General features: G+C 60.6%; 24 protein-coding genes. 10 read left to right on the forward strand and 14 right to left on the reverse strand.

The window, feature by feature from the left end; translation table 11 throughout:
* The first annotated feature begins 185 nt into the window (after window positions 1-185).
* The 7 genes from hutC (at window position 186) to AUP74_RS03110 (ending at window position 6,963) form a co-directional block, all read left to right on the forward strand.
* On the forward strand, window positions 186-956 hold the full coding sequence (gene hutC, locus AUP74_RS03090) for a histidine utilization repressor (RefSeq protein WP_083260792.1): 771 nt from the start codon (window positions 186-188) through the stop codon (window positions 954-956).
* Window positions 957-1,033: 77 nt separating this feature from the next.
* On the forward strand, window positions 1,034-2,710 hold the full coding sequence (gene hutU, locus AUP74_RS03095; protein ID WP_069946273.1) for a urocanate hydratase: 1,677 nt from the start codon (window positions 1,034-1,036) through the stop codon (window positions 2,708-2,710).
* An 83-nt stretch (window positions 2,711-2,793) separates the two neighbouring features.
* Window positions 2,794-4,344 carry a histidine ammonia-lyase gene (hutH, locus tag AUP74_RS03100; RefSeq protein ID WP_069948681.1) on the forward strand — a complete coding sequence of 517 codons (1,551 nt, stop codon included), beginning with the start codon at window positions 2,794-2,796 and terminating at the stop codon, window positions 4,342-4,344.
* 225 nt (window positions 4,345-4,569) lie between these two features.
* Window positions 4,570-4,884, forward strand: coding sequence for a hypothetical protein (locus tag AUP74_RS17135; RefSeq protein WP_145924300.1), 315 nt, complete (start codon window positions 4,570-4,572; stop codon window positions 4,882-4,884).
* A gap of 223 nt (window positions 4,885-5,107) precedes the next feature.
* Window positions 5,108-5,368 (forward strand): hypothetical protein, encoded by a 261-nt coding sequence (locus AUP74_RS17140; protein ID WP_145924301.1) that lies wholly within the window; start codon window positions 5,108-5,110, stop codon window positions 5,366-5,368.
* 132 nt (window positions 5,369-5,500) lie between these two features.
* A complete protein-coding gene (locus tag AUP74_RS03105) occupies window positions 5,501-6,289 on the forward strand; it encodes a 3-hydroxybutyrate dehydrogenase (protein ID WP_226999878.1) in 789 nt (262 codons plus the stop codon).
* Window positions 6,290-6,342: 53 nt separating this feature from the next.
* Window positions 6,343-6,963, forward strand: coding sequence for a response regulator (locus AUP74_RS03110; RefSeq protein WP_069946274.1), 621 nt, complete (start codon window positions 6,343-6,345; stop codon window positions 6,961-6,963).
* A gap of 82 nt (window positions 6,964-7,045) precedes the next feature.
* On the opposite strand, the gene AUP74_RS03115 is transcribed toward AUP74_RS03110, so the two are convergent.
* The 8 genes from AUP74_RS03115 to AUP74_RS03150 all read right to left on the reverse strand — a co-directional run bounded on the left by AUP74_RS03115 (window position 7,046) and on the right by AUP74_RS03150 (window position 16,640).
* Window positions 7,046-7,426 carry a hotdog family protein gene (locus AUP74_RS03115; protein WP_069946275.1) on the reverse strand — a complete coding sequence of 127 codons (381 nt, stop codon included), beginning with the start codon at window positions 7,424-7,426 and terminating at the stop codon, window positions 7,046-7,048.
* Window positions 7,423-7,842 carry a MaoC/PaaZ C-terminal domain-containing protein gene (locus AUP74_RS03120; RefSeq protein WP_069946276.1) on the reverse strand — a complete coding sequence of 140 codons (420 nt, stop codon included), beginning with the start codon at window positions 7,840-7,842 and terminating at the stop codon, window positions 7,423-7,425. Before AUP74_RS03120 ends, AUP74_RS03115 begins: the two co-directional genes overlap by 4 nt.
* The gene (locus AUP74_RS03125) at window positions 7,823-9,349 is read right to left on the reverse strand and encodes an acyl-CoA synthetase (RefSeq protein WP_069946277.1); all 1,527 of its coding nucleotides are present in this window, start codon (window positions 9,347-9,349) and stop codon (window positions 7,823-7,825) included. Before AUP74_RS03125 ends, AUP74_RS03120 begins: the two co-directional genes overlap by 20 nt.
* Window positions 9,350-9,415: 66 nt before the next feature.
* Window positions 9,416-10,180 carry an enoyl-CoA hydratase/isomerase family protein gene (locus tag AUP74_RS03130; RefSeq protein WP_069946278.1) on the reverse strand — a complete coding sequence of 255 codons (765 nt, stop codon included), beginning with the start codon at window positions 10,178-10,180 and terminating at the stop codon, window positions 9,416-9,418.
* On the reverse strand, window positions 10,177-10,821 hold the full coding sequence (locus AUP74_RS03135; RefSeq protein WP_069946279.1) for a TetR/AcrR family transcriptional regulator: 645 nt from the start codon (window positions 10,819-10,821) through the stop codon (window positions 10,177-10,179). The genes AUP74_RS03130 and AUP74_RS03135 overlap by 4 nt, the downstream gene beginning before the upstream one ends.
* A 227-nt stretch (window positions 10,822-11,048) precedes the next feature.
* On the reverse strand, window positions 11,049-11,996 hold the full coding sequence (locus AUP74_RS03140; RefSeq protein WP_069946280.1) for an alpha/beta hydrolase: 948 nt from the start codon (window positions 11,994-11,996) through the stop codon (window positions 11,049-11,051).
* On the reverse strand, window positions 11,974-13,191 hold the full coding sequence (locus AUP74_RS03145; protein ID WP_069946281.1) for an MFS transporter: 1,218 nt from the start codon (window positions 13,189-13,191) through the stop codon (window positions 11,974-11,976). The genes AUP74_RS03140 and AUP74_RS03145 overlap by 23 nt, the downstream gene beginning before the upstream one ends.
* Before the next feature lie 83 nt (window positions 13,192-13,274).
* The gene (locus AUP74_RS03150; RefSeq protein WP_069946282.1) at window positions 13,275-16,640 is read right to left on the reverse strand and encodes a hybrid sensor histidine kinase/response regulator; all 3,366 of its coding nucleotides are present in this window, start codon (window positions 16,638-16,640) and stop codon (window positions 13,275-13,277) included.
* Between the two features lie 340 nt (window positions 16,641-16,980).
* On the opposite strand from AUP74_RS03150, the gene AUP74_RS03155 reads away from it, so the two are divergent.
* Complete coding sequence (locus AUP74_RS03155; protein WP_145924302.1) at window positions 16,981-19,167, forward strand: TonB-dependent receptor; 2,187 nt, start codon at window positions 16,981-16,983, stop codon at window positions 19,165-19,167.
* 455 nt (window positions 19,168-19,622) lie between these two features.
* On the opposite strand, the gene pyk is transcribed toward AUP74_RS03155, so the two are convergent.
* Window positions 19,623-21,059, reverse strand: coding sequence for a pyruvate kinase (pyk, locus tag AUP74_RS03160; RefSeq protein WP_069946284.1), 1,437 nt, complete (start codon window positions 21,057-21,059; stop codon window positions 19,623-19,625).
* Between the two features lie 174 nt (window positions 21,060-21,233).
* On the opposite strand from pyk, the gene AUP74_RS03165 reads away from it, so the two are divergent.
* Window positions 21,234-21,707, forward strand: coding sequence for an META domain-containing protein (locus AUP74_RS03165; protein WP_069946285.1), 474 nt, complete (start codon window positions 21,234-21,236; stop codon window positions 21,705-21,707).
* A 141-nt stretch (window positions 21,708-21,848) separates the two neighbouring features.
* Complete coding sequence (locus AUP74_RS03170) at window positions 21,849-22,280, forward strand: META domain-containing protein (RefSeq protein ID WP_226999879.1); 432 nt, start codon at window positions 21,849-21,851, stop codon at window positions 22,278-22,280.
* Window positions 22,281-22,543: 263 nt separating this feature from the next.
* Here the strand turns inward: AUP74_RS03170 and smrA are convergent, their stop codons facing one another.
* The 5 genes from smrA to grxC form a co-directional block, all read right to left on the reverse strand.
* Window positions 22,544-23,128, reverse strand: coding sequence for a DNA endonuclease SmrA (smrA, locus tag AUP74_RS03175; protein ID WP_069946287.1), 585 nt, complete (start codon window positions 23,126-23,128; stop codon window positions 22,544-22,546).
* 27 nt (window positions 23,129-23,155) lie between these two features.
* The gene (locus AUP74_RS03180; protein ID WP_069946288.1) at window positions 23,156-24,028 is read right to left on the reverse strand and encodes an SDR family oxidoreductase; all 873 of its coding nucleotides are present in this window, start codon (window positions 24,026-24,028) and stop codon (window positions 23,156-23,158) included.
* A complete protein-coding gene (locus AUP74_RS03185; protein ID WP_069946289.1) occupies window positions 24,021-24,485 on the reverse strand; it encodes an acyl-CoA thioesterase in 465 nt (154 codons plus the stop codon). The genes AUP74_RS03180 and AUP74_RS03185 overlap by 8 nt, the downstream gene beginning before the upstream one ends.
* A gap of 126 nt (window positions 24,486-24,611) precedes the next feature.
* Window positions 24,612-25,115 (reverse strand): protein-export chaperone SecB, encoded by a 504-nt coding sequence (gene secB, locus AUP74_RS03190; protein ID WP_069946290.1) that lies wholly within the window; start codon window positions 25,113-25,115, stop codon window positions 24,612-24,614.
* Window positions 25,116-25,257: 142 nt separating this feature from the next.
* A complete protein-coding gene (grxC, locus tag AUP74_RS03195) occupies window positions 25,258-25,518 on the reverse strand; it encodes a glutaredoxin 3 (protein WP_069946291.1) in 261 nt (86 codons plus the stop codon).
* Window positions 25,519-25,564 lie beyond the last annotated feature (46 nt).

Below are 25,564 nucleotides of genomic sequence, written 5' to 3' on the forward strand. Positions count from 1 at the left end.
GCCCTACCAATTAGGGCGACCTGCAAGGGCAACCAGCTTGGGCGACCGGCCAGGGCGACACGCGACCGCAATCGCGGATGACGTTCACGCCCCTGCCTTGACACCACCAGCCGGTGGCAACATAGTAGCCGCAATATTTGTATATACAAGCATATACAACTCAGGGTGAGACTCTACAGAAGTCCATGAATACTGCAAGAAAGCCATTAGCCGGCGGCGAGCCCTCTGCTCAAGGCGACAAAGCTTCAGGCCCGGGGAACGAACCCCGTTACGCGGCCATCAAGCGTCATATCCGCGATCGTATCGAGCACGGGGACTGGCCGGTGAATACCCGCGTCCCGTCGGAAAACCAGCTCGCCGAGGAGTTCCGGGTCAGCCGCATGACCGCAAGGCGGGCACTGAGCGAGCTGACTGACGAAGGCGTATTGGTGCGTTCCCAGGGCCTGGGGACTTTTGTCGCCGAGCCCACCCCGGCGGGCTCTCTGCTGGAGATCCGCAATATCGCCGACGAGGTCTCCGCCCGCGGCCACAGCTACAGCAGCCGTATCCTGTGCCTGGAGGAAACCACCACATCACCCACTGTCAGCCGCGCCCTTGGCCTGACCGAGGGCGCGCCGGTGTACCACTCCCGCATCGTGCACTGCGACAACAACCTGCCGATTCAATGGGAGGAGCGCTACACCAACCCGGCGCTGGCTCCCGCGTACCTGCAGCAGGACTTCTCTGTTTCGACCCCCAATGCCTACCTGTCTGCGGTGGCACCGCTGACTGAAGTAGACACCACTGTGGAGGCCATCGCTGCAGATGAAGAGATCGCCCGCGCGCTGGAAATGACAGCCGGTGACGCCTGTCTGCAGATCTGGCGGCGCACCATGAGCAGCAGCGGCGTGGTCAGCTTTGCCCGCCTGGTGCATCCGGGTAACCGCTACCGGCTCGGGGCCCAGTTGAGATTCTGATTTAAGAAATTGTTACTCCGGCAGATGCCGGAACCACATGAACATGAATACGACCGAACGTTATTGCGAGGTGAACCATGACAACCGATAAACGCCACGACCCCAGCCGCAAAATCGCTGCACCCACCGGCAGTAAGCTGAATGCCAAAAGCTGGCTCACTGAAGCGCCCTTGCGCATGCTGATGAACAACCTGCACCCCGACGTCGCAGAACGGCCTGAGGACCTGGTGGTTTACGGTGGTATCGGCCGTGCCGCTCGCGACTGGGAATGCTACGACAAGATCGTCGAAGTGCTGAAGCGTCTCGAAGACGACGAAACCCTGCTGGTACAGTCCGGCAAGCCGGTGGGCGTGTTCAAAACCCACGCCGATGCCCCGCGCGTGCTTATTGCCAACTCCAACCTGGTGCCACACTGGGCAACCTGGGAACACTTCAACGAGCTGGATAAAAAGGGCCTGGCCATGTACGGCCAGATGACTGCCGGCTCCTGGATCTATATCGGCTCCCAGGGCATCGTCCAGGGCACCTATGAAACCTTTGCCGCGGTAGCCCGCAAGCATTTCGCTGGCGAGGCAAAAGGAAAGTGGGTTCTCACCGGCGGACTCGGCGGCATGGGCGGCGCCCAGCCACTGGCGGCGACCATGGCCGGCTTCTGCATGATCGCCGTGGAGTGTGACGAAACCCGCATCGACTTCCGCCTGCGCACCGGCTACGTGGACAAGAAAGCCACCAGCCTCGACGAAGCGCTGGAGATCATCAACGCGGCGATGGAAAAAGGTGAAGCCATCTCCGTCGGCCTGCTCGGCAACGCCGCCGACGTTTTCCCGGAGATCGTCGAGCGCGGTATCCAGCCCGATGTGGTCACCGACCAGACGTCTGCCCATGATCCGCTGAATGGATACCTGCCCAAGGGCTGGACCATGGAGCAGGCCGCCGAGATGCGCAAGCAGGACGAGGCCCTGGTAGTGAAGGAAGCCAAGAAATCCATGGCGATCCAGGTACAGGCCATGCTGGACCTGCAGGAGCGCGGTGCCGCCACTCTCGATTACGGCAACAACATCCGTCAGATGGCGCTCGAGGAAGGGGTAGAAAACGCCTTCGATTTCCCCGGATTTGTACCGGCCTATATTCGCCCGCTGTTCTGTGAAGGCATCGGCCCCTTCCGCTGGGCCGCGCTGTCCGGCAATCCGGAAGATATCTACAAGACCGACGCCAAGGTAAAGGAGCTGATTCCGGACAATCCGCAGCTGCACAACTGGCTCGATATGGCGCGTGAGCGCATTCAGTTCCAGGGCCTGCCGGCGCGTATCTGCTGGGTCGGCCTGAAGGACCGCGCGCGCCTGGCGCTGGCCTTTAACGAAATGGTCGCCAATGGCGAGCTGGAAGCGCCGGTAGTGATCGGCCGCGATCATCTCGATTCCGGTTCCGTGGCGAGCCCCAACCGCGAGACCGAGTCGATGATGGACGGTTCCGATGCGGTATCCGACTGGCCGCTGCTCAACGCGCTGCTGAATACCGCTTCCGGCGCTACCTGGGTATCCCTGCACCACGGCGGTGGCGTGGGTATGGGCTTCAGCCAGCACTCCGGCGTGGTCATCGTCTGCGACGGTACCGAAGCGGCGAAAAAACGCATCGAGCGCGTGCTGTGGAACGACCCGGCCACGGGCGTAATGCGTCATGCCGATGCGGGCTACGACATCGCCAAGAACTGCGCGCGTGAGCAGGATCTGGACCTGCCGATGCTGAAAGACTGACAGACAACATTTCACGGCTACTGCGCGTGCGCCGTGAAACGCTTTCTGACGAAATTTTCGATTACATTTTCGGTGAAAAATTTATGTACAAACTGGAAATCAACCCCGGTCAGTTGAGCCTGGCAGAACTGCGTCGAGTGGCACGTGAGCCGGTTCAGCTCTCTCTGGCAAAAGATGCCTACCCGGCCATCGAGGCCTCGGCGAAAACCGTTGCCCAGGTGCTGAGCGAAGGCCGTACCGTCTACGGCATCAATACCGGTTTCGGCCTGCTAGCCAACACCCGTATTGAAAAAGATGACCTGGAAAACCTGCAGCGCGCCATCGTACTTTCCCATGCGGCGGGCACCGGCAACTTTATGAGTGAGGCCACCGTGCGCCTGCTGATGGTGCTGAAGATCAATTCTCTCGCACGCGGTTTTTCCGGTGTGCGCCCGCTGGTGATCGAGGCGCTAATGCAACTGGTCAATGCCGGAGTGTTCCCGGCCATTCCGGAAAAGGGTTCCGTCGGCGCATCCGGTGACCTGGCACCTCTGGCGCATATGAGCGTCGTGTTGCTGGGTGAAGGTGAAGTATTCATCGATGGCAAGCGCAAGCCCGCCCATGAGGGTCTGAAAAAAGCCGGCCTAGAACCCATCGTGCTCGCCCCCAAAGAGGGACTCGCACTGCTGAACGGTACCCAGGCATCCACGGCATTCGCCCTGCTCGGACTGTTTGCCGCCGAGGACCTGTTTGCCGGCGGCATCGTCACCGGCGCACTGACCCTGGAGGCCGCCAAGGGCTCGCGTCGGCCCTTTGACGACCGCATTCACGCGGTACGTGGTCAGAAGGCCCAGCGCGAAGTGGCCGAGAGTTTCCGCGACCTGCTGGGTGACAGCAGCCAGATCGGCGAGTCGCACCAGTTCTGTGAGAAAGTGCAGGATCCCTACTCCCTGCGCTGCCAACCACAGGTAATGGGTGCCTGCCTGCAGCAAATCCGCTTCGCGGCCGAGGTATTGCTGGCAGAAGCGAACGGTGTTTCCGACAACCCGCTGGTCTTTACCGACGAGGAAAACCCGGAAAATTCCGACATTATTTCCGGTGGCAACTTCCACGCAGAGCCGGTCGCCATGGTGGCCGACAACCTGGCACTGGCGCTGGCAGAAATCGGTTCGCTGTCCGAGCGGCGCATGGCGCTGCTGATCGACACCAACCTGTCCGGGCTGCCGCCCTTCCTGGTGGAAAATGGTGGCGTGAACTCCGGCTTTATGATCGCGCAGGTCACCTCCGCGGCACTGGCGAGCGAAAACAAATCCCTGGCCCATCCAGCCAGCGTTGACTCGCTGCCCACCAGCGCCAACCAGGAAGACCATGTCTCCATGGCCACATTTGCCGGCCGTCGCCTGCGGGACATGGCCGACAACACCTGCGGCATTCTCGCGGTGGAATTGCTGGCCGCCTGTCAGGGGATGGACTTCCGTGCGCCGCTGAAGAGTACGGACAAGCTTGAAGAGGCAAAGGGCAAGCTGCGCGAGCGTGTCTCCTTCTATGACAAGGACCGCTATTTTGCGCCGGACATCGAGGAGGCCAAGCAGCTGCTGGCCAGCGCGGTGTATCGCGATTTCCTGCCTGCAGAAATCCTTCCCAGCGCCAGCTGATCTACTGCCATTCCCACCCCGGTCCGAGCCGGGGTGGGATCTCCGCTCCCGCCACCTTACCCTTTTCCCCTGTTGAGTGACGGCGCGGAAAGAGCGCTCCAATGGCTCCGGTACAGTTAGTGGAGCCTATTGCGAAGCTGCCTCCCCAATAAAAAAGGAAAAATGCGCCAGAACTGCTAGGCTGAAAGTAGACGTTGTACCCGCCGAAAGGCGTGGAGGTCACTTATGAAACCGTTGCCCCGCACCCTGTGGGGGTTTGGGTCTGCACTGGCTCTTGCTGCTTCGCTGGCATCCTCTGGATGCGCAGAGTCCGGCTACTCCTCCAATTCCAGCAGTGGCTATTACCGAGTCGGTGGCCGCTACTATCACTGCCATCCGGGTGGTGTCTGTCACAACGCCCGTCATGCGAATTACTACTTCGTGGGCGGTGTCTATCGACCCCGTCCGGGCCATTACCACCATCGGCCACCGCACTACCATCGACCACCCCATCACCACGTAAGGCCCCGGCCACTGCCGGCCCGACCGAGACCCCGTTGAGGCAGTCATGCCCTCAATAAAACCCTGGCGAGCGACACCCCGGTGCCGCAGGGAATGCCGTGATCCGAGGAAACACCAACCGGAGATAACGTCATGAACAGAACCCTGAAGACCGGGCTGATCGCAGTAACGGTCTGTACCGCACTGACCCTGGGGGCCTGCGCCTCTGATGGGTACTACTCTGGAGGTTACTACTCCAGCTATCCCTATTATTCGCGTCCCTATGTCTATCCATCCAGCGGGGCCTACCTCTACTATTCATCGCCGCGCTACTATCGGTATTACAATCATCCCCGCTATCGACACTATTACCGGCATGATCATCGCTATCGCGGACATCGGCACTACCGCGGTCATCACCGCTACCATGGCCGTCCGGGTTACCGCCCAGGTCGACCGGCACATCGTCCAAGTGGAGCCCATCGTCCTCGGCGCTAACAGCGGCAGTCCGGCGCGGCTCGGCAGCAGCTCGGGGAACTCCTGATCGTGCCGAAAGTGCCGCGTCATACCTTGGTCATACAGACCACCCTCCGTACCGCTGCTAGGATTTTTCAAAAATGAGCACGGAAGCTCCGCGCATAGCGCGGGGCTTCCACACTAGCCGCGGGGGGTGCAAGTGCAGCGGAATTCAGATCAACCCATTCTGGTAACCGGATCCACTAGTGGTATCGGTCTCGCCATCGCCAGGCGTATGGCCGAGGCCGGACATCCGGTCATGCTTCACGGCCTCGCTACTGCAAGCGAGGGCGCAGCGCTCGTGGAGGAATTCCAGCAGCGCTACCAAGTGTCATGTGGCTTCAGCAGCGCCGACATCAGTACTGATGAGGGTTGCTCCCAGCTCGTCGCCGACAGCAGAGAGGCGCTGGGGCATCCTGCCGTTCTGGTTAACAATGCGGGGGTCCAGTTCACCGCCCCGGCCCACGAGTTCCCCAGCGATCAGTGGCAGCGCATCCTGTCCATCAACCTGAGCTCCGCCTTTTTCCTGAGCAGGGAGTTACTGCCGAACATGCGCGAGAGCGGCTGGGGCAGGATCATCAACATCTCCTCCGTACATGGTCTCGTCGCCTCGGAAAACAAGGCTGCCTACTGTGCAGCGAAACATGGGCTTATCGGACTGACAAAAGTGATGGCTCTGGAGAATGCGGATTGCGGAATAACCGTGAATGCCATCTGCCCGGGCTGGGTGGAGACACCACTGATACAGCCGCAGATCGAACGCATCGCACAGGAAGAATCCATTGACATGGAGCAGGCCCGGAAGCGTCTTGTTGGTGCCAAGCAACCACTGGCCCAGACCACCAAGCCGGACGCCATCGGATCACTGGTGCACTACCTATGTGCTGAACACGCAGCGACGATCACCGGCGCTTCGCTGCCTGTGGACGGGGGCTGGACCGCGCAGTAGCATGAACGGATGCCGGTATCGCCGGCATCCATTCATCACCCTAGAAGCGCGACGTGAACTACAAACTGCTGATTGCCGACGATCATCCCCTCTACCGCGAAGCATTGGCCACCACGGTGAGCGCCAAGCTGCCGGACTGCGACCTGCTGCAGAGTGAAGACCTCGCCTCCACCCTTTCCCGACTCGATGAGCATGAAATCGACCTGCTGCTTCTGGATCTGAATATGCCCGGTAGTGAAGGCTTTAATGGCCTGGCTCAGATCCGCAACAGCTTTCCCGCAGTACCGGTAGTCGTGGTCTCCGGCAGCGATAAAAACAGCGTGATCCGTCAGGCAGCCGGCTTCGGCGCCAGCGGCTTTCTCTCTAAGACGGCCCGCCCCGAGGAAATCACCGACTGCATTCAGCGTGTGCTCGATGGAGAAGAGTATTTCAGTGCAGAAGCGCTGGAAGAGGAGGCGGAGAGCGAACTGGCTGAACGACTGGCACGGCTGACACCACAGCAGTTACGCATTTTCCAGATGATCGCTCAGGGCCTGCTGAACAAGCAGATCGCTTTTGAGCTGGATATCACCGAGCCCACGGTCAAGAGTCATGTCACCGCGATCCTGCGCAAGCTGGAACTCCGCGACCGTAAGCAGCTGATCCGCGAGGCCCAGGCGCTGACGCAGCTCTGAGCCTGCGGCAAGCCAGGCGGAAACTCGCAGCCGCAATGCCGTTACGGCAGGCAAGCCCCCCTGTCATGCCCCTAACCGGGGTTCAGCACTGAAATAGCACCAGCGCATCGCCTTCACAGATCAGTCGTCCACCCGCACCGGTGCAGCGGGTTTCCAGGTTGACCAGCGCCTTGTCATCGCGCAGGCGGGTCACGGTGACCGTCGCCGTGAGAGGCTCGTCTACCTGTGCGGGAGCATGGAATTGCATGTGCTGCTTCAGGTAGTTGGTGCCGTGTCCGGGTAATTCCTCACCCAGCAGGTAGGAAAACAGCCCGGCGATCAGGGGTTCGGGTACTTCCGGCCATTCAGCTGCGATATGCGCCAGCTGGCACCAGTCCCGCAGGGCCTGCCGGTCAAAACTGCGGGTCACGGACGCACTGTCGTCGATGCGCAGGGCATCGAAACGGGACAGGTTCTTGTTCATCGCGGCAACTCCTCGGCAAGTGCTACGCAACAGCGGCCGTCCAGGCACAACCGCTCCTGCTGGGTAATCTGTGTCACCAGTTCCACACGACCCGGCTGCTCCGCCTCGACCAGGAGGGTGACCCTGATTGGCTGATCGGTAAAAGTGGGGGCCGGGAACTTGAGGTTCTGGGTTTGCAGCCTTGCACCCGGGTAATGCGCCTCGATCATGCCGCGCAGCACGGTAAACAACAGCATGCCGTGGGAGACAGTGGCCCCGAAGCGGGTGCTTGCAGCGTATTCCGGATCCACATGAATGGGGTTGTGGTCTCCGCTCAGGCGGGCAAAGCGGTTGAAGTCTTCCTGGGTCAGGACAAACTCCTCCTGCATTTTTTGCAGGGCCTGCCTCGGCTGCGCCTCAGTTTCTGGCTGCGTCATCGCGTAACTCCTGCTTGATCACTTTGCCCAATGCATTGCGTGGCAACGCCGCCAGCACCTGGAATGCTTTGGGCACCTTGTAGCCTGCCAGGCGTGCCCGGCAGAACGCCCGCAGTTCATCTTCCTCCGGCGCGGGAAAATCAGATTTCAAGCCGAAGTAGGCCTTGCCAACTTCACCCCAACGCTCGTCGGGCATACCCACGACCGCGACCTCGGCAATGGCCGGATGCTGCTCCAGCACCTGCTCCACTTCCGCCGGATATACGTTCTCTCCGCCAGAGATATACATGTCCTTCCAGCGGTCGACGATGTAGTAGCAGCCATCCTCGTCACAGCGGGCCACGTCACCACTGTGCAGCCAGCCATCTTCCCGGATCGCTTCGGCAGTAGCATCCGGCCTGTTCCAGTAACCGGGGGTGACATTCGGGCCGCGGATCAGCAACTCGCCCGGCTCGCCATCGGCAACATCGTTTCCATTGCGGTCGACGATACGCACCTCGGTGAGCAACTGCGGGCGACCCACGGAGCCAATCTTGTCGAGCACCAGCGCCTCATCGAGCAGAAATACCGTGGGGCCGGTTTCTGTCATGCCCATACCGGTGCGAATGCGAATGCCCGCATCGGCATACCGTTTTGCAACGGGCAGCGATAACGGCGCACCGCCACAGCCCCAGGAGCGCACGCGCTTGAGCCTCTCGCCATCGAACTCAGGATGATCCAGTAGCGCCTGGTACACGGCCGGCACACCGAAAAAGATGGTTGCACGGCCCTGCAGTACCTGCAGGGCCTGATTCGGATCGAAGCTGCGCGATACCAGCACGCAGCCACCCACCAGCAACACCGCTGACGAATACAGGTTGATACCCGCGGTGTGGAACAGGGGAAGCACGTTCAACAGCACATCATCACTGGTCAGGTTGACTGCGAGGCCGATGTTGAGGTGATTCGCCAGCATCATGCGAAACGTCTGAATCACCCCTTTCGGGCGTCCGGTGGTGCCAGAGGTGTAAAGCAGGTACCAGGGTGTGTCCGGGCTTTTTTCTGCGTGCGGCCTGAAGTCAGGCGTGCTGGCGGCAAGGTCCAAGTGGTAATCGCGCTGCCCCGCAGCGGCACCATCGAGGGCCACCAGGGTCATCGTAACCCAGCGGTTGCCCAGACTGGCCGCCACCTCAGCGAATTCGCCACCGAAGATCAACGCACGGGGATCACAGTCATCCAGCAACACTTCCAACTCCGGCTCCGCCAACCGCCAGTTGAGTGGCACCAGGATCAGGCCGGCCTTGGCACAGCCGAACAGCATGGCGAAAAATTCCGCGCGGCTGTGGCCGAGGTAAGCGAGGCGGTCGCCCTCCTGCAGGCCCCAATGCTCGCGCGCGGCCGCCGCCAGGCGCGACGCGTGTTCGTTCAGTTGGCGGTAGTCGTAGCATTCACCGCTGTCGAGGTCCTCGAGTGCCGGTCGATCCGGCGTCACCCGCGCGCGCTGCGCGAGCAGGTCGAACATTTCCATGGGTGTCTCCGTTATTGTTATCTGCCTGTGGATCGCGACCACCGCGATCTCCATGAATCATTGCCGTTAAGCGCGACCGAGAAAGTCGGCCATGCCTTGGTCCGCTTCCTCGCTGTCGATCAATTCCAGAAAGTGTCGCCGTTCGGCCTCCAGCGCCTCGGCCACCCGATTCACATCGGGACGCGTCAGGGCCAGGGTGTTGCGGACGCTGCCGCGCTTTGCGTCGCGCAGCCGGCGTGCCAGCTCCATGGCTCTGCCCGACACATCGCCGTCGTCCTCCAGATACTGGACCAGCCCTAGCTGCAGGGCTTCCCTGGCCTCGATACGGCGATTGGTGAGCTGCACATCCAGCGCCCGACCGCGACCGATGCGCTCCGGCATCAGCGCCGTCCAGCCGCCATCCGGACTGAAACCGACAGCGGTGTACCAGGGGGCGAAATGCGCGTTGGGGCCGGCCACGGCAATATCACAGGCCAGTACCAGCCCGGCCGATCCGCCGGTGACCATGCCGTGCACGGCAGCCACCGTCGGCAGTGGCAGCCGCAGCAGGTCGAGCATCGCCTCGTTCAGCTCGCCCACAAGCCGCGTGGCGTAGGCGCGCCGCTCTCCCCGGGCCACCTCGTAAAAAGCCGCCACATCACCACCGCTGGAAAAGGAGCGACCTTCAGCGCGGAGCACCAGCGCCTCCGGATTGTCATGTCGGCAACGAGTCAATGCCTCGCGCAGTTCATCCAGCAGCGGCTGAACCAGGGCATTGTGACGCTCAGGGCGATTGAGGATGATGGTGGCGATTCCATCTTCCAGCTGATAGAGCACGTTTGCGGTGTTCACCGCTTTTCCCTAGCGCCGGCGGAGGCCAGGCCATTGCGCAGCAGGTCGGAAACCGTCGCCACGATCTCATCAAAGTGCATTTCCTTTTCCCAAAGCGCATAGCGCAGGCCGAGGAAGTTCGAGATGCCCATCAGGGCCCAGACCCGTACCTCATCGTTACCCGGGCGGATTTCCCCCCGGTCCGAGGCCCCGGCCAGCATCCGGATATAGCGCTCACCAAAGGACTCGTAATAACTGCGGTAGATAGACTCATCGACGAACTGCGCCTCCTGCAACACGCGATACAGCGCGGGGTTGTCGCGTAGATACTGGAGGAAAGCACGCAAACCCATCTCCTCAGACTCCAGGCGATCCTGTGCATCAGCAGTTTCCCGCTCCAGATGTGCGCGCAGGCGCCGCCCCATCTCCTGCACGAGTTCGCGCAAGGTCTGCTCCTTGCTGACGAAGTAGGTGTAGAAGGTGCCGGAAGCCACACCAGCCGCCCGGGTGATGTCTGCAATACCCGCGCGGTGATAACCGAGTGAGCCAAACGTCTCCTCCGCCGCCTTGAGAATACGGGCGCGGGTTCGCTCACCACGGGCGGTCTTGGGCACGCCGGGGCCGCTACCAGCGACTGCGGGAATGGAGACGGCATCCGTCATGGTGCTTTGCTCTCTTTATGAAACCTGAATCGGTATTCATGTTACGGAAAGTTTCGGTCGCTGAAACTCATACCTTGGTCATAGCCCGGTGAGGCCTGGAGCGCGACCAGGAGCCGTGGAGTGAAGAACTGGCTTGGTGAGGGAGAAGGAGAGAGGGAGGGAGAGAGGGAACAGGAAGCTACAGAAACCACCGGCGACGGATGTCGCCAGTGGCAAACGGCCGGCAACTACTCCGTGAGGCCGTGCACGAACTCCGCGGTATGGCGATAGAAGCGTTCACAGTCCGCCGCCACCATGGATTCCAGATTCAGGAACGCATGGATCTGCTGGTCGAAATGCAGCAATTCCGAGCTAACCCCAGCGTCTTTCAGCTTCTCCACATAGGCGAAGCCCTCATCACGCAGGGGGCAGAATTCCGCGGTCACCATCAGGGTCTTGGGCAGGTTCGCAGTGAACTCGTCGTGCAGTGGGGAGCAGGCACGACGGTTTTCCACACCCTGAAAGTAGTTATTGAAGTACCAGCCGATTTTCTCTTTTTCCAACAGGTAACCGCGGCCATTTTCCTCGATGGACGGCAGCTGCATGGTGTAATCCAGGCTCGGGTAGACCAACACCTGTGCGACGATGTTATGGCGCTCGTGTTGCAGCAGCGCGCTGGCACTCGCACACAGAGCGCCGCCGCCGGAGTCCCCCATCAGAATCCAGCGGTCGTTGTGCTCGATACCCTTGCGCTCAAGAGCAGGGCCAATGCCGCGGACCACCGCCAGCAGGTCTTCAAGCCCCGCCGGATAGGGATTTTCCGGCGCAAGCCGATAATCCACAGAGATGACCGTGCGCTTACTGTGGTGCGCGATACGGCGGCAGATCGGATCGTAGACGCTCACGCTACCGGCCATATGGCCGCCGCCGTGGGCGTAGATGATCGCCGGGCCACCATCATTCTGCTCTGGCCGGTAAATCCGTACCGGCACGGCAAAGCGAGGGCCGGGAATAACGGTATCCATTGCCGGCATTTCCGGACCCGCCTCGACAAAGCCCCGAGTCAAATTGGCGAGGCTTTCGCGGGCATTGGTCGGGGTCGGTTCGAATCCGGCGGCCTTCAGTTTTGCCACTACTTCATTGATTGTTTCCAGCCACTGGGCCAGAGCCGGATCAAGCTGTCGCGCTTTCTGCATTGTCCGCTTCCTTTTTTACATCGTTCTCAGGCTTTTTGCCGCTCTCCGGCAGCATGAAGGAAAACACAAACAGGGAGGCAGAACAGGCCACGGCTATGTAGGCTGCAATCGCCGGCTCGCCCGTCGTGTCCGCCATCAGGCCGGCCCCATACATCAACACTGTCTCGACCCCGTAGGAAATGGACCAGAACATGGCAAAGGTCACAGTGATGCGGCCGGGGGTCATGCCCGGCAGCTCCTGCGGCAGCGTCACCAGCGCAGTCATGGGCAGGAACATGAAGAAGCCAGCGAGGGCCGCCGCGGTGTAGGCGATAACCGGGTTGCGGCTCAGCACCATCAGTGCGGCGAAGATCACCAGCGCGAGGCCCGCATAACGCAGCACCGGCAAGCGCAGCGGATAGCGGCGGGTGATCATGATCCCCGCCACGGTGCCCACCATGCCGGCGGCGATCATCACCGCCGACAGGTGGTTACTGGCCACCGCAAAACCATCGATCAGCGGGAACAGGGCAAACACGGCGATATAGCAGAACAGCACACCGCAGTAGGCGAGCGGCAGCCACCAGTTAAAACCTTCACGAATACCATCGCGCAGGCCATATTTCTCTTCCGGCTGGCCGTTGTTGGCCGCGCCGGACAGAGAGAAGTCCTCCGCCGAGAGCCACCAGAGCACCGCCAGGGCCACCACCATCACGCCATAGAGCGCCACCACGGACTGCCAGCTGCCCATCCAGGCGGCCAGCGCTCCGGTGGAGAGAAGCGCGATCAGGTTACCGGTATTGAAGGCTGCGGCATTGACGCCGTTGATCAGCGGACGCTCTTCCGCGGCAAAGTAATGCAGCACCACCGGATTGAAGTAGACGATAGCCAGCGCTCCACCAAGCCCCAGGGCAAGGCGCGACCACAACCAGCCGATGTAATCGCCAGCCAGGGCACCGAAGCCGCCCGCTGCAATCAGCAGCACTGCGACGGTAAAGGCACGCTTGACTCCCAGGCGTACCAGCAACATGGCGGCAGCGAGGTTGCCGACGATCTTGGCGATGGTGATGACGTTACTACCCCAGGTGGCATTGGCCAGTCCGGCCTCGCCGAATGAGGCCTGCACGCTGGGGGTCAGGATGGCACCGGAAACCCACGACGCTGCGAACAACGCGTAGGCAGTGAACATCAGGATTTCGAGAACGTATTTCTTCATAGCAACTTCCAGAAGGCTGCACCCGGCTCACTGTGCCGAGCATTATTATTGGTTATCACACTACCCAGTGCGGGATCGCCGCCCTATACGACCTTGGTCGCAGGGTCCGAGGCCCTGGACTTCTGGCGGGCCTGCAGTAGCGCTCGCAAGGCACCGGGGCGCAGGGGCTTCTGCAGGAACTGCCAGCCCGCGCGCTGGGCCCGATTTTTCACCAGATCGGTATTTTCGGCGGAAATGATCACGCACGGTACGGTGGCACCCCATCTGGCCATCAACTCCCGCGCCAGGGCAATACCGTCGACCTCACCGCCCAGATGGAAGTCCATGAGCAGCAGATCCGGCTGCGCCAGCTCAAGCGCCCGCTCGCGATTCGGGGCACTCGTTACCTGGCAGCCCCAGCCCCCGAGCAGCGCCTCCATGGCCTCGAGGATCGCCGGCTCATTATCGACACAGGCCACCTGCAGATTCAGGGAAGACTTTACCGCTTTCAATGGCGTCGGTGCGGCCACCCGGCGCAGCAACGGACGCGAGCGCGGTAGGCGCACGCGGAAGACACTGCCGCGACTCGGTCGCGAGGTGAGACTGATTGGGGAATCCAGCAAGCGGCAGAGACGCTCAACGGTGGCAAGCCCCAGCCCATAGCCGTGCTCCCGCTGTACTTCGCGCTCCGGGCTATCGAGTCGACAGAACTCGCGGAAGATATTCCGCTGCTGCGACTCGTCGATGCCACAGCCGGTATCCCAGACTTCCAGTGACACCCGGTCACCCCGCCCGCGGGCGACCAGCAGCACGCCGCCACTGCGCGTGTATTTGACGGCGTTATCGAGCAGGTTCTGCACCACACGACGCAGCATTTTTTCGTCGCTGTGCACCCACAGATCCGTCGGCCGGTAGCGCAGTTCGAATCCCCGCGCCTCGGCGGCCAGACGGGCCTGGGCCACGGCATTGTCGAGTACCGGCTCCAGCGCCATGGCTTGCAGCTGTGGATGAATATCGCCCGCATCCATCCGCGCGATCTGCAGCATGTCCGTGATCAGCTGTTCCGCTGCTGCCAGGGCAGTGTCGGCCCTGCTGAGCAGTCTGCGGCTGTCGCTGTCGAGCTCACGGGCGCTGAGTGCATCCAGGAACAGGCGGCTGGCGTTCAGAGGCTGCACCAGGTCATGACTAGCGGCAGCAAGGAAGCGGGTCTTACCGGCACTGGCTGCATGCAGCTCGCTGTTCAGTGTCTGCAGCTCGGTGGTCCGGGCAGCCACTTTCTGCTCCAGGGAATCCCGCACATCGGTCAGCTCGGCCAGTGCCCGCTGGTAATCCGAGACGTCGGTGTAAGTGGTTACAAACCCGCCGCCGGGCAGCGGGTTACCGCGGATTTCCAGCACCGTGCCATCGGTGCGGTGACGCTGGACCCGGTAGGCGGTGCCAGCGCGCAGGTGGTCGACCCGTTTCTGCACATGCATCTCGACGGCTCCGGGACCACATTCACCGCGGCTCGCGTTGTAGCGCACCAGCTCCGCCACCGGCTGGCCCACGTAGATCATCGAGCTGGGATAATTGAACAATTCCACGTAGCGCCGGTTCCAGGCCACCAGGTTCAGGTTGGCATCCACTACGGAAATACCCTGGTCGATATTGTCGATACTGCTCTGCAGTAGTCCGCGACCAAACTGGTAGATGGCGCTGGCCTGCTCCAGGGTCTGCGGACTGACCTCGGCACTGTTGTGATATCGCACCAGCCGGCGGGCACTGGTGGAGCCGACAATACCCGCGAGAATTTTTTCCACCGCATCCCGGTAATCCTCGGCCGAGACGGTTCTGGAACTGCCACCCTCGCTGGCAATACTGGCAAAAGTCCGCTCCGCCGCATCGCGTCCTACAAAGCGCGCCAACAGTTCGCGCAGGCGGATCTTGTTCACCGGTGTCTCATCGCGCTTGCTGCCCTGGGGCTGCCAGCGGTGCAGGAGCAGCGAGACAGAGACCAACAGCAGGATATTCAGGCCCAGGCCGAAGAGCGTCGTGATCGACAACGCACTCCACTGCAGCCCAAGCGCCTCTGCGACCAGGTCAGGGCTGCCCAGCGCAGCCGGTAGCGCCGACAGCGCCCACACCAGGGAACCCGCAGCGAGTCCGGCGATCACACCGGACGCCCGCAGGCGCGGCCAGTGTTTTGGCCAGCAGGCGGCAGCAATCATGGCCGGTGCAAGCTGGCCCACCAGGGCCAGCGACAGCAAACCGAAGGTGCCGAGACGCACCCCCGCGCCTATAGCCTCGTTGACCGAAAACGCCGCCAGCATAATCAGGGCGATGATGACCCGGCGCACGCGGCGCAGGTCCGTACCCAGCACCTGCCCCGCAGGCCTGGCCTGCAGGCGATGCAACCACCAGGGCACCACCATGGTGTTGGCGATCATGGTGGACAGGGCAATGGTGGCAATAATCACCATACTGGAGCCGGCTGACAGGCCGCCGATGAAAGCGAGCAGGGCAAGGGCCGAGGATCCGCTCTCCAATGGCAGGCCCAGTACAAAGCGCTCGGGGTTGCTGTAACTGTCCGGGAGCCACAGGAGCCCGCCGTAACCGACGATCAGGATCGCCACCGACAGGATGCCCAGATAGAGCGGGATCAGCTTGCGAACCGGCCCGATATCCTGTTCGCCGTCGCTTTCGATCATCAGGATATGGAACTGGCGCGGCAGGCAGAACATGGCGGCCATGCCCAGCACCACCACGGCCAGGAAGCCGGTATCCGCCGGACGAGCCTCGGTCAGTGCTCGCACCCGGTCACTGTCGAGCCCGGAGCGCATCAGGTCGGCAGCGCCATCGAAGGCACCCCCCACGACAAACCAGGCCACGGCGACAAAAGCCCCGATCTTGACCAGCGCCTCAAATGCCACTGCCAGCAGCATGCCGTTGCGATGCACGCTGCTATCGATATGACGGGTACCAAACAACAGGGCGAACAAGCCAAGAGTCGCACTGACGATCGACGTCACCAGCACCGGGCTGATATCGCCGCCATCCGCCAGCAGCAGGAAGCTGTCCGCGACGGCCCGCAGCTGCAATGCCAGGTAGGGCAGCACCGCCACCAGAGCCAGTATCGCCACTGCCGCCGCCAGCCACTGGGAACCACCAAACTGGGCACTGATGAAATCCGCAATCGAAGTGGAGCCCTGCTGCTTGGTCATGCGCACGAAGCGGGCGAGCAGCGGAGCCCCGAAGATCAACATCAGGCTGGCACCGACGAAGGTGGGCGGCAGGATCCAGCCCTCCTCCACCGCCTGCGCCGGCGTACCGAAGAACATCCAGGCACTGGTATAGGTACCGGCGAGGGCCAGCATCAAGGGCTTGATGGGGCGCAAGCGATGTGCCGGCATGCGATCGCCCCAGAAGGCAATGGCAAAGAGCAGCAGCAGGTAGGCCAGCGCTACGGCGGCCAGGGTAGTCAGGCTGAACAAGCGCGATTTCTCTCAGTTTTTGTTATTTGCCGCCACTACTCATCGGGAGGGTCGTGGCGCCAATTGACAACTCTCAACCCATGACAGGGCGGGTTGGTGCCAGTTATTCTTGCTGTAGATTTTTCCGCCACACCCATGAACCCAATGGGAGTTCTGGTCAAAGAGCAGGCGGCTCAATCTTGAAATCGCACCTTACCGCAGTGGCTGTTTTTTGTCCTCCCCGGTACCAATAACAGCCGTCATACCTTGGTCTAACAGGCAATTGGACCCCGAGCGGATACAGTGACTATCCGCAAGATTTATAAGAACCATAAATAATTGGTGAATGGAGAGAGTCACAATGAGAGCAATAAAGTTTCATCCCCTCGCCGCCGGCGTCATGCTTGCCTGCGGTGCCAGCTTTACCTATGCAGAACCGGCCTTGGAAGAAGTCACCGTTACTGCGCAGAAACGTGAGCAGTCCCTGCAGGAAGTGCCCGTGGCAGTGACCGCGATCAGCGAAGACCAGCTGCTGCAGGCTGGCGTCAGCGACCTGACCGACGTCCAGAAGCTGTCTCCCAACACCACCCTGCAGGCCAGCCGCGGCACCAACTCCACCCTGACTGCGTTTATCCGCGGCATCGGCCAGCAGGACCCGCTGTGGGGCTTTGAGCCGGGTGTTGGTATCTACGTGGATGACGTCTACATCGCGCGCCCGCAGGGTGCGGTTCTGGATATTCTCGACGTAGAGCGCGTGGAAGTACTGCGCGGCCCGCAGGGTACTCTCTACGGCAAGAACACCATCGGCGGTGCCGTGAAGTACGTCACCAAGAAGATGTCCGGTGACACCCGCGTTTCCGTTTCCGGTGCCATGGGCAGCTACAGCCAGACCGACCTGAAAGTGGCCGGCTCCACCGAAATCGCTGACGGCGTATACCTGGGTGGCGCCATCGCTAGCTTCCAGCGCGACGGCTACGGCGAGAACGTCATCACCGGTGACGAGCAGTACAACAAAGATATCGTCAGCGCGCGCGTCGCCCTGGAATTCAACCCGAGCGATGATCTCTGGGTGCGCGTAGCGGCAGACCAGACCACCGACAAGTCCGCGCCCAAGCATGGCTATCGCCTTGCACCGGGACTCGGCGGCGAGCCCGTGCTGGACAGTGTCTACGACACCGAGTCCAACATGCTCTACGACAACCTGGTTGAGACCAGCGGCGCGTCCCTGACCGCGGAATATGAGCTGAATGACAGCATTACCCTGAAGTCCATCACCGCCTACCGTCAGGGCGAAACCGATACCGTCATCGACTTCGACAGTGTTAACCGCCCAGACTTCGACGTCCCCGCTTTCTACGAGGACGACCAGACCACACAGGAATTCCAGCTGATCTGGGAAGGCGATAATGCTGATCTGGTGAGCGGCGTCTACTACTACACTGGCACCGCAGCTGGCTCATTTGATGCAGTCCTTGGCTATCTCACCAATGTCATCGGTATTCCTCTGACCCAGAATGTGGCTGGCTCCGTAGACACTACCAGCCTGTCTGCCTATGCCCACTACAACTGGCAGTTCGCTCCCGACTGGAACCTGAGTCTGGGTGGCCGCTACACCAAGGATGAGAAGGACGCCGACGTATTCAAGGCCAACTACCTGAGCCTGTACAGCCCGACCTTCCAGGACAAGTACTACCCCGAAGGGGCCGACCCGATCCCGCTCGGCGTGCTGACCGACTACGAAAATAGTGATTCCTGGGGCGAATTCACGCCGCATATCGGCATTGACCATCAGATCAATGATGACGTGATGGTGTACGCCGGTTACAGCGCTGGCTTCAAGAGCGGCGGCTTCGATATGCGCGGCGACGCCAGCCAGCTGCCTTCCACCGTGGACGGCTTCGATCCGGAAACCGTGGACACCTATGAGTTCGGTGTGAAGTCCGACCTGTTCAACAACCGCCTGCGCCTGAACGCGGCCGCTTTCCGTGCCGACTACAAGGACATGCAGGTGACCGTACAGGAGTTTGTTGAGGGCGGCGGCTTCGCCAGTGCCGTGCTGAACGCCGGTGAATCTCGCATTCAGGGTATCGAGCTGGAAGCCACTCTGGCGATGACCGACAACCTGCTGGCCAACCTGGCCCTGGGTTATGCCGATACTGAGTTCCTGGAGTTCATCAGCGGCGGTGTCGATGTGTCCGATCAGCGCGATCTGCAGAACACCCCGGATACCACTGCGATGTTCCAGCTGAATTACTCCCTGCCGCTGCAGAGCGGTGCAGAGGTCGTAATCAACCCGACGGTTTCCTACCGCGCCGACACCCAGATCTTCGAGGTGCCGAACCCGGTTCTCGACCAGGAGGCCTATACGCTGGTGGATATGACTGCGACTTACTACAGCCCGGATAGCAGCTGGAAAGTTGGACTGGTGGGTAAGAACCTGACCGATAAGGAATACCGCATCGCCGGTTATGCCTTCGGCGGCGCCTTCGATACCGGTTTCTACGGTGCGCCACGCACCATCGCTCTCACCGGCAGCTACAACTTCTAATCCGAGTCTCACAGGTTAGGAAGTCATTCGGGAGCCAGTTTGGCTCCCAGCTCCTTGAGCAAAAGCCTTGGCCGCAAACAGTTTTGTTTGCGGCTTTTTTGTTTCCGTGCAACCTGAAATCAATCATCGAAAGGCTCTTCGACACGGGCGCAAATCAACTGGCGCGAACGCAGCGGACCATAATCTTGGTTTCGAGCTCTTCCTCTACGCAGTGGAATTTCTGACCATTCATGGTCAATGACTTGGGGGCACCCTTGGACGCGGTTGTGGAACAACCGGCAACTCCTGTCGCCATGGCCGCTGCCAGCAGAATACAACACCATTTCTGCACTGCAGTTACCTCTAGACGCTGATCTGGGGACGGTGATTACCGCACTCATGTTTCAGCCTAGAGGAAGCAGCTGTCAAAGTGAGGTAATGCGCGCCATTTTGCAAAATAGAGCGACAGTGGCTCGTCATTCGACCTGCACGATGCGCAAGGTGTCAGTACTACCACCCACGTCCTGGTGATAGCCACGCGAGAGCAGGACGAAGTCCCCGACCTTTAGATACCCTCGCTTTTTCAGGTAGGCAATCGCCTTCCGATCCCGTTCGACGCCATCCAGCCCCTCTACCTGCATCAACACCGGGTCAACACCACGATACAGGGCTACGCGATTACAGGTGGACGGATGACGGCAGAACGCAAAGATGGGGATATCGGAGCGGACTCGTGACATGAGCCGGGCGGTGTTGCCGGTCTCCGTCTGACAGATGATGGCGCGAATATCCCGGCAGTGGTTGGCGATAGCCATCGCCGCCATAGCAATACACTCATCACCGGCCGGATAATTGTCCTGCATCACCCGTGGCGGCCGGCGGGTGGCACGGTGCTTTTCCGCACCGACAATGACCTCCGCCATATGCTCCACGGTCTCTATCGGATAATCGCCAGCTGCCGTTTCTGCCGACAGCATGACCGCATCGGTGCCATCTAAAACGGCATTGGCCACGTCACAGACTTCAGCCCGTGTCGGTACGGGGCTGGAGATCATGGACTCCATCATCTGAGTGGCCGTGATCACTACCCGGCTCAGATGGCGGGCACGGCGGATGAGATGCTTCTGCACTCCCATCAACTCCGCATCGCCAACTTCTACCGCCAGATCCCCACGAGCCACCATGATGACATCGCTGGCGAGAATCAACTGGTCGAGCTGCTTATCATCCGCGACCGCTTCGGCACGCTCCACCTTGGCCACGATATGCGCCCGTCCGCCGGCCTCGTGGAGAAGCTGCCGGGCTTTGGTCACATCGGCTGCGTCGCGAGGAAAGGAAACCGCGAGATAATCCAGATCCAGCTCTGCAGCCACCTTGATATCCCGGATGTCCTTCTCGGTCAGCGCCGGTGCTGTCAGCCCTCCACCGAGTTTATTGATGCCTTTGTTGTTTGATAGCCAACCGCCAACTTCCACCAGCGTTGACAGACGCTGGCCCTCGACCTCCTGTACCAGCAGGCGCAACCGGCCGTCGTCCAGCAGCAGTACATCTCCTGCACGACAGTCACCGGCAAGCTCCGCGTAGTCCACCGATACCCCCAAGGCGCTGCCCGCCTCGTGCCCCCAAGCGGGATCGAGAATGAAAGGTGCACCGCGCTCAAGAAAAGCGCGGCCCTCACTGAAACGTCCAACGCGGATCTTGGGTCCCTGCAGGTCGCCCAGGATAGCCACATGGCGGTTTTGCCGCCGCGCCTCTTCCCGTACCAGTGCAGCTCGACGACGGTGATCGAGATCATTGCCGTGAGAGAAATTCAGGCGGACGGTATCCACTCCCGCGGCAATGAGCTTCACCAGAATATCCGCCTTGTCGGAGGCGGGCCCCAGAGTGGCGACAATTTTCGTGCGTCGAATCATGCACAATCACATCCGTGTGGCGGCGGTCAATTTTCAACCGACATAAGTTCTCTCAGCATAGCCTGTCGCGTGTTGCCACTCGCCGTCGTCAGCAGCAACTAAGCTAAATGCAGGATGGGTGCACAGGGAATGCTGCGGCCCCCTTTTTCGTGGGTGCAGCAAAGTGAGGTGGTTATGAGCAAATTTGGATTGTTGTGGTTGGCCGGACTGACGCTGGTCATCGCCGGTTGTCTTGGTCTTGGCACAGACCAGCCACAGGTGGTGCAGACCGCCGGCAGCGTTAATTCCGTCTGCGGCAACAAATGGCAGCTCAAACGACTGCGGGTCAACGGAGTTGCAGCGCCAATCGAACAAAATGAACGCTTCACTTTCCTCTGTAATGCAGAAGGAAATGTGATGGGGAAAAGCGGGATCAACACCTATCGCGGTAGCGTGCAGATCACCGATAATGGCTTAATGCTGTGGGATACTTCGAGTTTTGCCTCCACCAAAATGGCCGGGCCCGAGCCGCTGATGCAGCAGGAGAATACGTATCTTCGAGCCTTGGCAGGCACACGGCAGGCCTTTACCAAGTCAGGGGGCGGCCGCTTGATCCTCCGCGATGCCTCCGGCGATATCTATATCGAATATGTCAGGGTGGAGCCTTGATCCCGGCCACAGACCCGGACCGCAATTTGTAGTTAAATATGGCGGACACTTCACCACAATAACGAGAAATGTCCCATGTTGCTCAGGCCCGCAGTTAGCATAGCTGCCTTCACGCTTCTCTCCGTACTCACCGGTTGCGGCATGACGAAGGATGCGCCAGCAGCCCCGCCCCTGGCGGAGCAGGCAGTCTGTGACCACCAGTGGTTATTAAAGAGTATGTCGGTCGATGGGCGTGAGCACCGCTCGCGTCTTCTCTGGCAAAAACTCTGGCGCGATCGCCCCTACTTCACCTGTGACGACCTCGGCTATGTACGCGGCAGCGCCGGCAGTAACCCCTACCTGGGTCGATTCAGCCTGCAGGATGGTGGTCAGATTTCATGGTCCCAGATCCCCGAGATTTCCCGCATGGGTAGCGTGCGAGACAGCAGTGATCTGGAGCAAGACTACCTGCGGGCCCTGCCGCAAACTGACAGTCTCAGTTTGGAGGGGGATGCACTGATTCTTCAGAGCGAAAGTGGCGCAACGCGACTGGAGTTCAAGCGCACGGAAAACCTGCCGGGCGAAAAACCCTGAGTCGCCGACAGCGGCATAAAAAATGGCGGCCCGAGAGCCGCCCACTTTTCTTACTGCCAGAAAATTCCATCGAACCGGGAGCCTGCGTGGCACCCAATGTTCGACCCCATCAAAGCGATGGGAAACGCAAGCTAAAGAGAGAAGAACAACGATTCCGCACACGATGTGATACGGACCGGACAAGCCGTTCATTGTGAGGCCATAGTAGTGCGGGGCGTGACAAATAGATGACATGCAGCGCCCTTGGGGATTAACCGACTTGCCTAACGTCGCCGCTGGTGGCGCTCCAGGTTATCCTGCCGCTTGCGCTCGCTCTTGCGCAACAACACATAGGTGGCACCGAGGCCGCCGTGCTGTTTTTGTGCACTATGGAACGCGAGTACTTCATCCAGTTGTGGCAGCCAGGCGTTGACACAGCTCTTAAGCAAGGCTGGCTGCTTGCGGCCCTCACCCTTGCCATGTGTGATCAGCGCGCAACGCACATCTGCTTCGACACAATCACGCACAAACTCGAAGACCGCACGGCGCGCAGATTCCACTGAATGGCGGTGCAGGTCCAGCCGCGCATCTACCTGGTATTTGCCCAGCCTCAGATTGCGATAGACCCCGTTCTGTACGCCGTCCCGTTTGAATTCCAGTGGATCCCAGGGGTCCACTGGCTCGACGAATTCCCCAGCCAGCGGATTCAGTTCCTGGGCTTCTTCACGGATTGCGGCCTCGCGGCGGGCGCGCTGATTTAGCCCCGCCTCCTGCTGCTTTTTCAGTGGCACCCGGCGCTCCCGCACGAGGGGTTTTACATCCCCGAGCTGGCCCAGAGCCTCCTTAAAGAGATTATTGTCGTCGGTCACTGTACTACCTCCCCCCAGTGAAACGTCTTAAGGCTCCAGAAACAGGTCCACCGCCAACTGGTCGGCCTTTTCAGGGTTGTGCGCATATTCTGTGAAATCGGTGACGCCGCGCTCGCGCAGGAGCTCCTCATCAATCAGCTGCTGACCGGTAAGCTCATTGTTCTGCGTTTGCAGGATCTCGAAAGCGGCGTCCGCCATGATCATCGGTTTGCGGCTTTGCTCAAACATCTCCCGGCTACCGACCGCGAATTCGATCGCTGCGGTGGCGACCAGGGTCCGTGGCCACAGCGTGGTGACGCTTACTCCGGCATCACGCAGTTCCTCCGCGAGCCCCACGCTGAGAATGGTCATACCAAACTTGGACAGTGCGTAAGGAGCACAGGGCCCCAGCCACTTGGGCTGTAAGTTAAGCGGCGGTGACAGGCTGATAATGTGGCCGAGCTTCGACTGCTTCAGATAGGGGATGGCCAGATGCGCAGTGAGGTACACCGCGCGGCTGTTGATGCTCTGCATCAGGTCATAGCGCTTGGGAGGCGTATTCTCGACACTGGTGAGATTGATTGCGCCGGCGTTGTTGATCACCGCATCGATACCACCGAACTTTTCCGCCGCCTGTGACATGGCGTCGGCCACCTGGTCTTCCTCGCGCACATCCACCTGCAACGGCAGGGCTTTGCCTCCGAGGGCCTCCACTTCTTCCGCCACGGAAAAAATAGTGCCCGGCAATTTGGGATGCGGCTCCGCTGACTTGGCGGCAATGACAATATTGGCCCCATTGGCAGCGCACTTCAGTGCGATGGCGCGGCCGATACCGCGGCTGGCGCCAGTGATAAACACGGTTTTGTCCTTCAGGGCACCGGTATTGCTGGTCAGGCTGGCAAAGGCTTCGCTTTCACTCATCGGACTGCTCCAGGGTAGGTTGATCGGCACTTACCACGGCCGGGGCATAGATCTGTTTGAATAGCTGTGGCATTCGCCTGGGCCTGCCGGAAGAAAGCTCGATACAGACCAGCTGCCACTGGGCGCGGAGGATAAGAGCCCCATCGGCAGGACGGAACACCTGAAAGCGGCGGGTCATGTTCAGACGGCCGTCTACCAATGTCAGCCAAGTGCCAAACAGCAACTCGTCGCCTTCTTTCGCCGCCAGTATATAGTCGTACTCCGCGTGACGGATGGCCATTCCCCGGTCGAGGCTCTGGTAGTTGGCCACGTCCAGGCCCAGGGCAACGCTGTGAGCCCAGCCGGCCTTCTCACACCAGCGTACATACTCGGCATTGTTGGCGTGGTGCAAGCCGTCCACGTGTTCCGGGCCCACGGTCAGTGGAAGCGTGAATGGCTGGGGCAAATCCCACTGCATGACAAATTCTCCAGTCGAGGCCCTCGAGACTAGGTGATCGGCTACATCCACTCAAGTCCGGGCACTATCAGCCAGCCAATAAAAAAGGCCCCGGTTGGGGCCTTTTTGCGTAGAGAGGGAAGCGGATCAGGCTTCGGCCTTCTCTTCTGCCTGGGCGCCTTCGGCCTGCTGCTGGGCCTGGGCCAGGGCAGAGGCGAACAGCGCGTCGAAGTTGATCGGCGGCAGCATCAGGGCCGGGAAAGAACCCTTGGTGACTGCGTTGTCCACAACTTCGCGGGCATACGGGAACAGGATCTGCGGGCAGGCGGTATTCAGTACCTGAGCCAGCTGCTGACCTTCCAGGCCCTTAACGGTGAACAGACCGGCCTGCTTCACTTCCACCAGGAAAGCGGTGTCTTCTTCCAGCTTGACGGTGATAGTCAGGGTCAGGGCAACCTCGTAGAGGTCCTCGTCAATCTTGGCGGTCTTGGTGTTCAGCTCCTGGTTTACCTGGGGCTTCCACTCTTTCTTGAAGACCTCGGTACCCATGGGGGTCTCGAAAGAGAGGTCTTTCAGGTAGATGCGCTGCATCGCGAATTGTACGTTTGGAGCCTCTGCGTTAGCCGCTGCGCCGTTTTGTTCTTCAGCCATGTTACTGCCTGTTCTTTATTTGATGGATCGTTTTGCCTTCCGTGAGAAAGACTCCCTCTTAGAGTCTTTCAAATGGGGCCATTGAAAGCCGTTTCAAGGCCGGAATATTGTGCGGCGGTGTTTTTGTCCGCCGGTGACGGCCTCAGCCTGCGGCAGCGAGCAGCTTGTCCAACTGCCCACTCCGCTCCAGAGCCATCAGCTCGTCGCAGCCGCCTACGTGCTGCTTGCCAACCCAGATCTGCGGCACGGTGTGCTTGCCCGCCTTGGCGGTCATCTCGGCGCGCAGGGTGGGGTTGCCGTCTACCGCAATCTCGTCGTACTTCACGCCCTTCTTGTCCAGCAGGTATTTGGCCCGGACACAGAAGGGGCAGAAGCGGGTAGTGTAAATCACGACGTTTTGCATATTCGTTACCGCAACTCCTCGGTGAAAAAAGTTCTCTGCGCCTGGA

The sequence above is a fragment of the Microbulbifer aggregans genome (assembly GCF_001750105.1).
Lineage (GTDB): Bacteria > Pseudomonadota > Gammaproteobacteria > Pseudomonadales > Cellvibrionaceae > Microbulbifer > Microbulbifer aggregans.

Bases quoted from the DNA above. Each gene is read 5' to 3' on its own strand.
- hutC (WP_083260792.1), top strand. From the start codon at position 186: ATGAATACTGCAAGAAAGCCATTAGCCGGCGGCGAGCCCTCTGCTCAA.
- hutU (WP_069946273.1), top strand. From the start codon at position 1,034: ATGACAACCGATAAACGCCACGACCCCAGCCGCAAAATCGCTGCACCC.
- hutH (WP_069948681.1), top strand. From the start codon at position 2,794: ATGTACAAACTGGAAATCAACCCCGGTCAGTTGAGCCTGGCAGAACTG.
- AUP74_RS17135 (WP_145924300.1), top strand. From the start codon at position 4,570: ATGAAACCGTTGCCCCGCACCCTGTGGGGGTTTGGGTCTGCACTGGCT.
- AUP74_RS17140 (WP_145924301.1), top strand. From the start codon at position 5,108: ATGTCTATCCATCCAGCGGGGCCTACCTCTACTATTCATCGCCGCGCT.
- AUP74_RS03115 (WP_069946275.1), bottom strand. From the start codon at position 7,426: ATGAACAAGAACCTGTCCCGTTTCGATGCCCTGCGCATCGACGACAGT.
- AUP74_RS03120 (WP_069946276.1), bottom strand. From the start codon at position 7,842: ATGACGCAGCCAGAAACTGAGGCGCAGCCGAGGCAGGCCCTGCAAAAA.
- AUP74_RS03125 (WP_069946277.1), bottom strand. From the start codon at position 9,349: ATGGAAATGTTCGACCTGCTCGCGCAGCGCGCGCGGGTGACGCCGGAT.
- AUP74_RS03135 (WP_069946279.1), bottom strand. From the start codon at position 10,821: ATGACGGATGCCGTCTCCATTCCCGCAGTCGCTGGTAGCGGCCCCGGC.
- AUP74_RS03140 (WP_069946280.1), bottom strand. From the start codon at position 11,996: ATGCAGAAAGCGCGACAGCTTGATCCGGCTCTGGCCCAGTGGCTGGAA.
- AUP74_RS03145 (WP_069946281.1), bottom strand. From the start codon at position 13,191: ATGAAGAAATACGTTCTCGAAATCCTGATGTTCACTGCCTACGCGTTG.
- AUP74_RS03155 (WP_145924302.1), top strand. From the start codon at position 16,981: ATGAGAGCAATAAAGTTTCATCCCCTCGCCGCCGGCGTCATGCTTGCC.
- pyk (WP_069946284.1), bottom strand. From the start codon at position 21,059: ATGATTCGACGCACGAAAATTGTCGCCACTCTGGGGCCCGCCTCCGAC.
- AUP74_RS03165 (WP_069946285.1), top strand. From the start codon at position 21,234: ATGAGCAAATTTGGATTGTTGTGGTTGGCCGGACTGACGCTGGTCATC.
- AUP74_RS03170 (WP_226999879.1), top strand. From the start codon at position 21,849: ATGACGAAGGATGCGCCAGCAGCCCCGCCCCTGGCGGAGCAGGCAGTC.
- AUP74_RS03180 (WP_069946288.1), bottom strand. From the start codon at position 24,028: ATGAGTGAAAGCGAAGCCTTTGCCAGCCTGACCAGCAATACCGGTGCC.
- AUP74_RS03185 (WP_069946289.1), bottom strand. From the start codon at position 24,485: ATGCAGTGGGATTTGCCCCAGCCATTCACGCTTCCACTGACCGTGGGC.
- secB (WP_069946290.1), bottom strand. From the start codon at position 25,115: ATGGCTGAAGAACAAAACGGCGCAGCGGCTAACGCAGAGGCTCCAAAC.
- grxC (WP_069946291.1), bottom strand. From the start codon at position 25,518: ATGCAAAACGTCGTGATTTACACTACCCGCTTCTGCCCCTTCTGTGTC.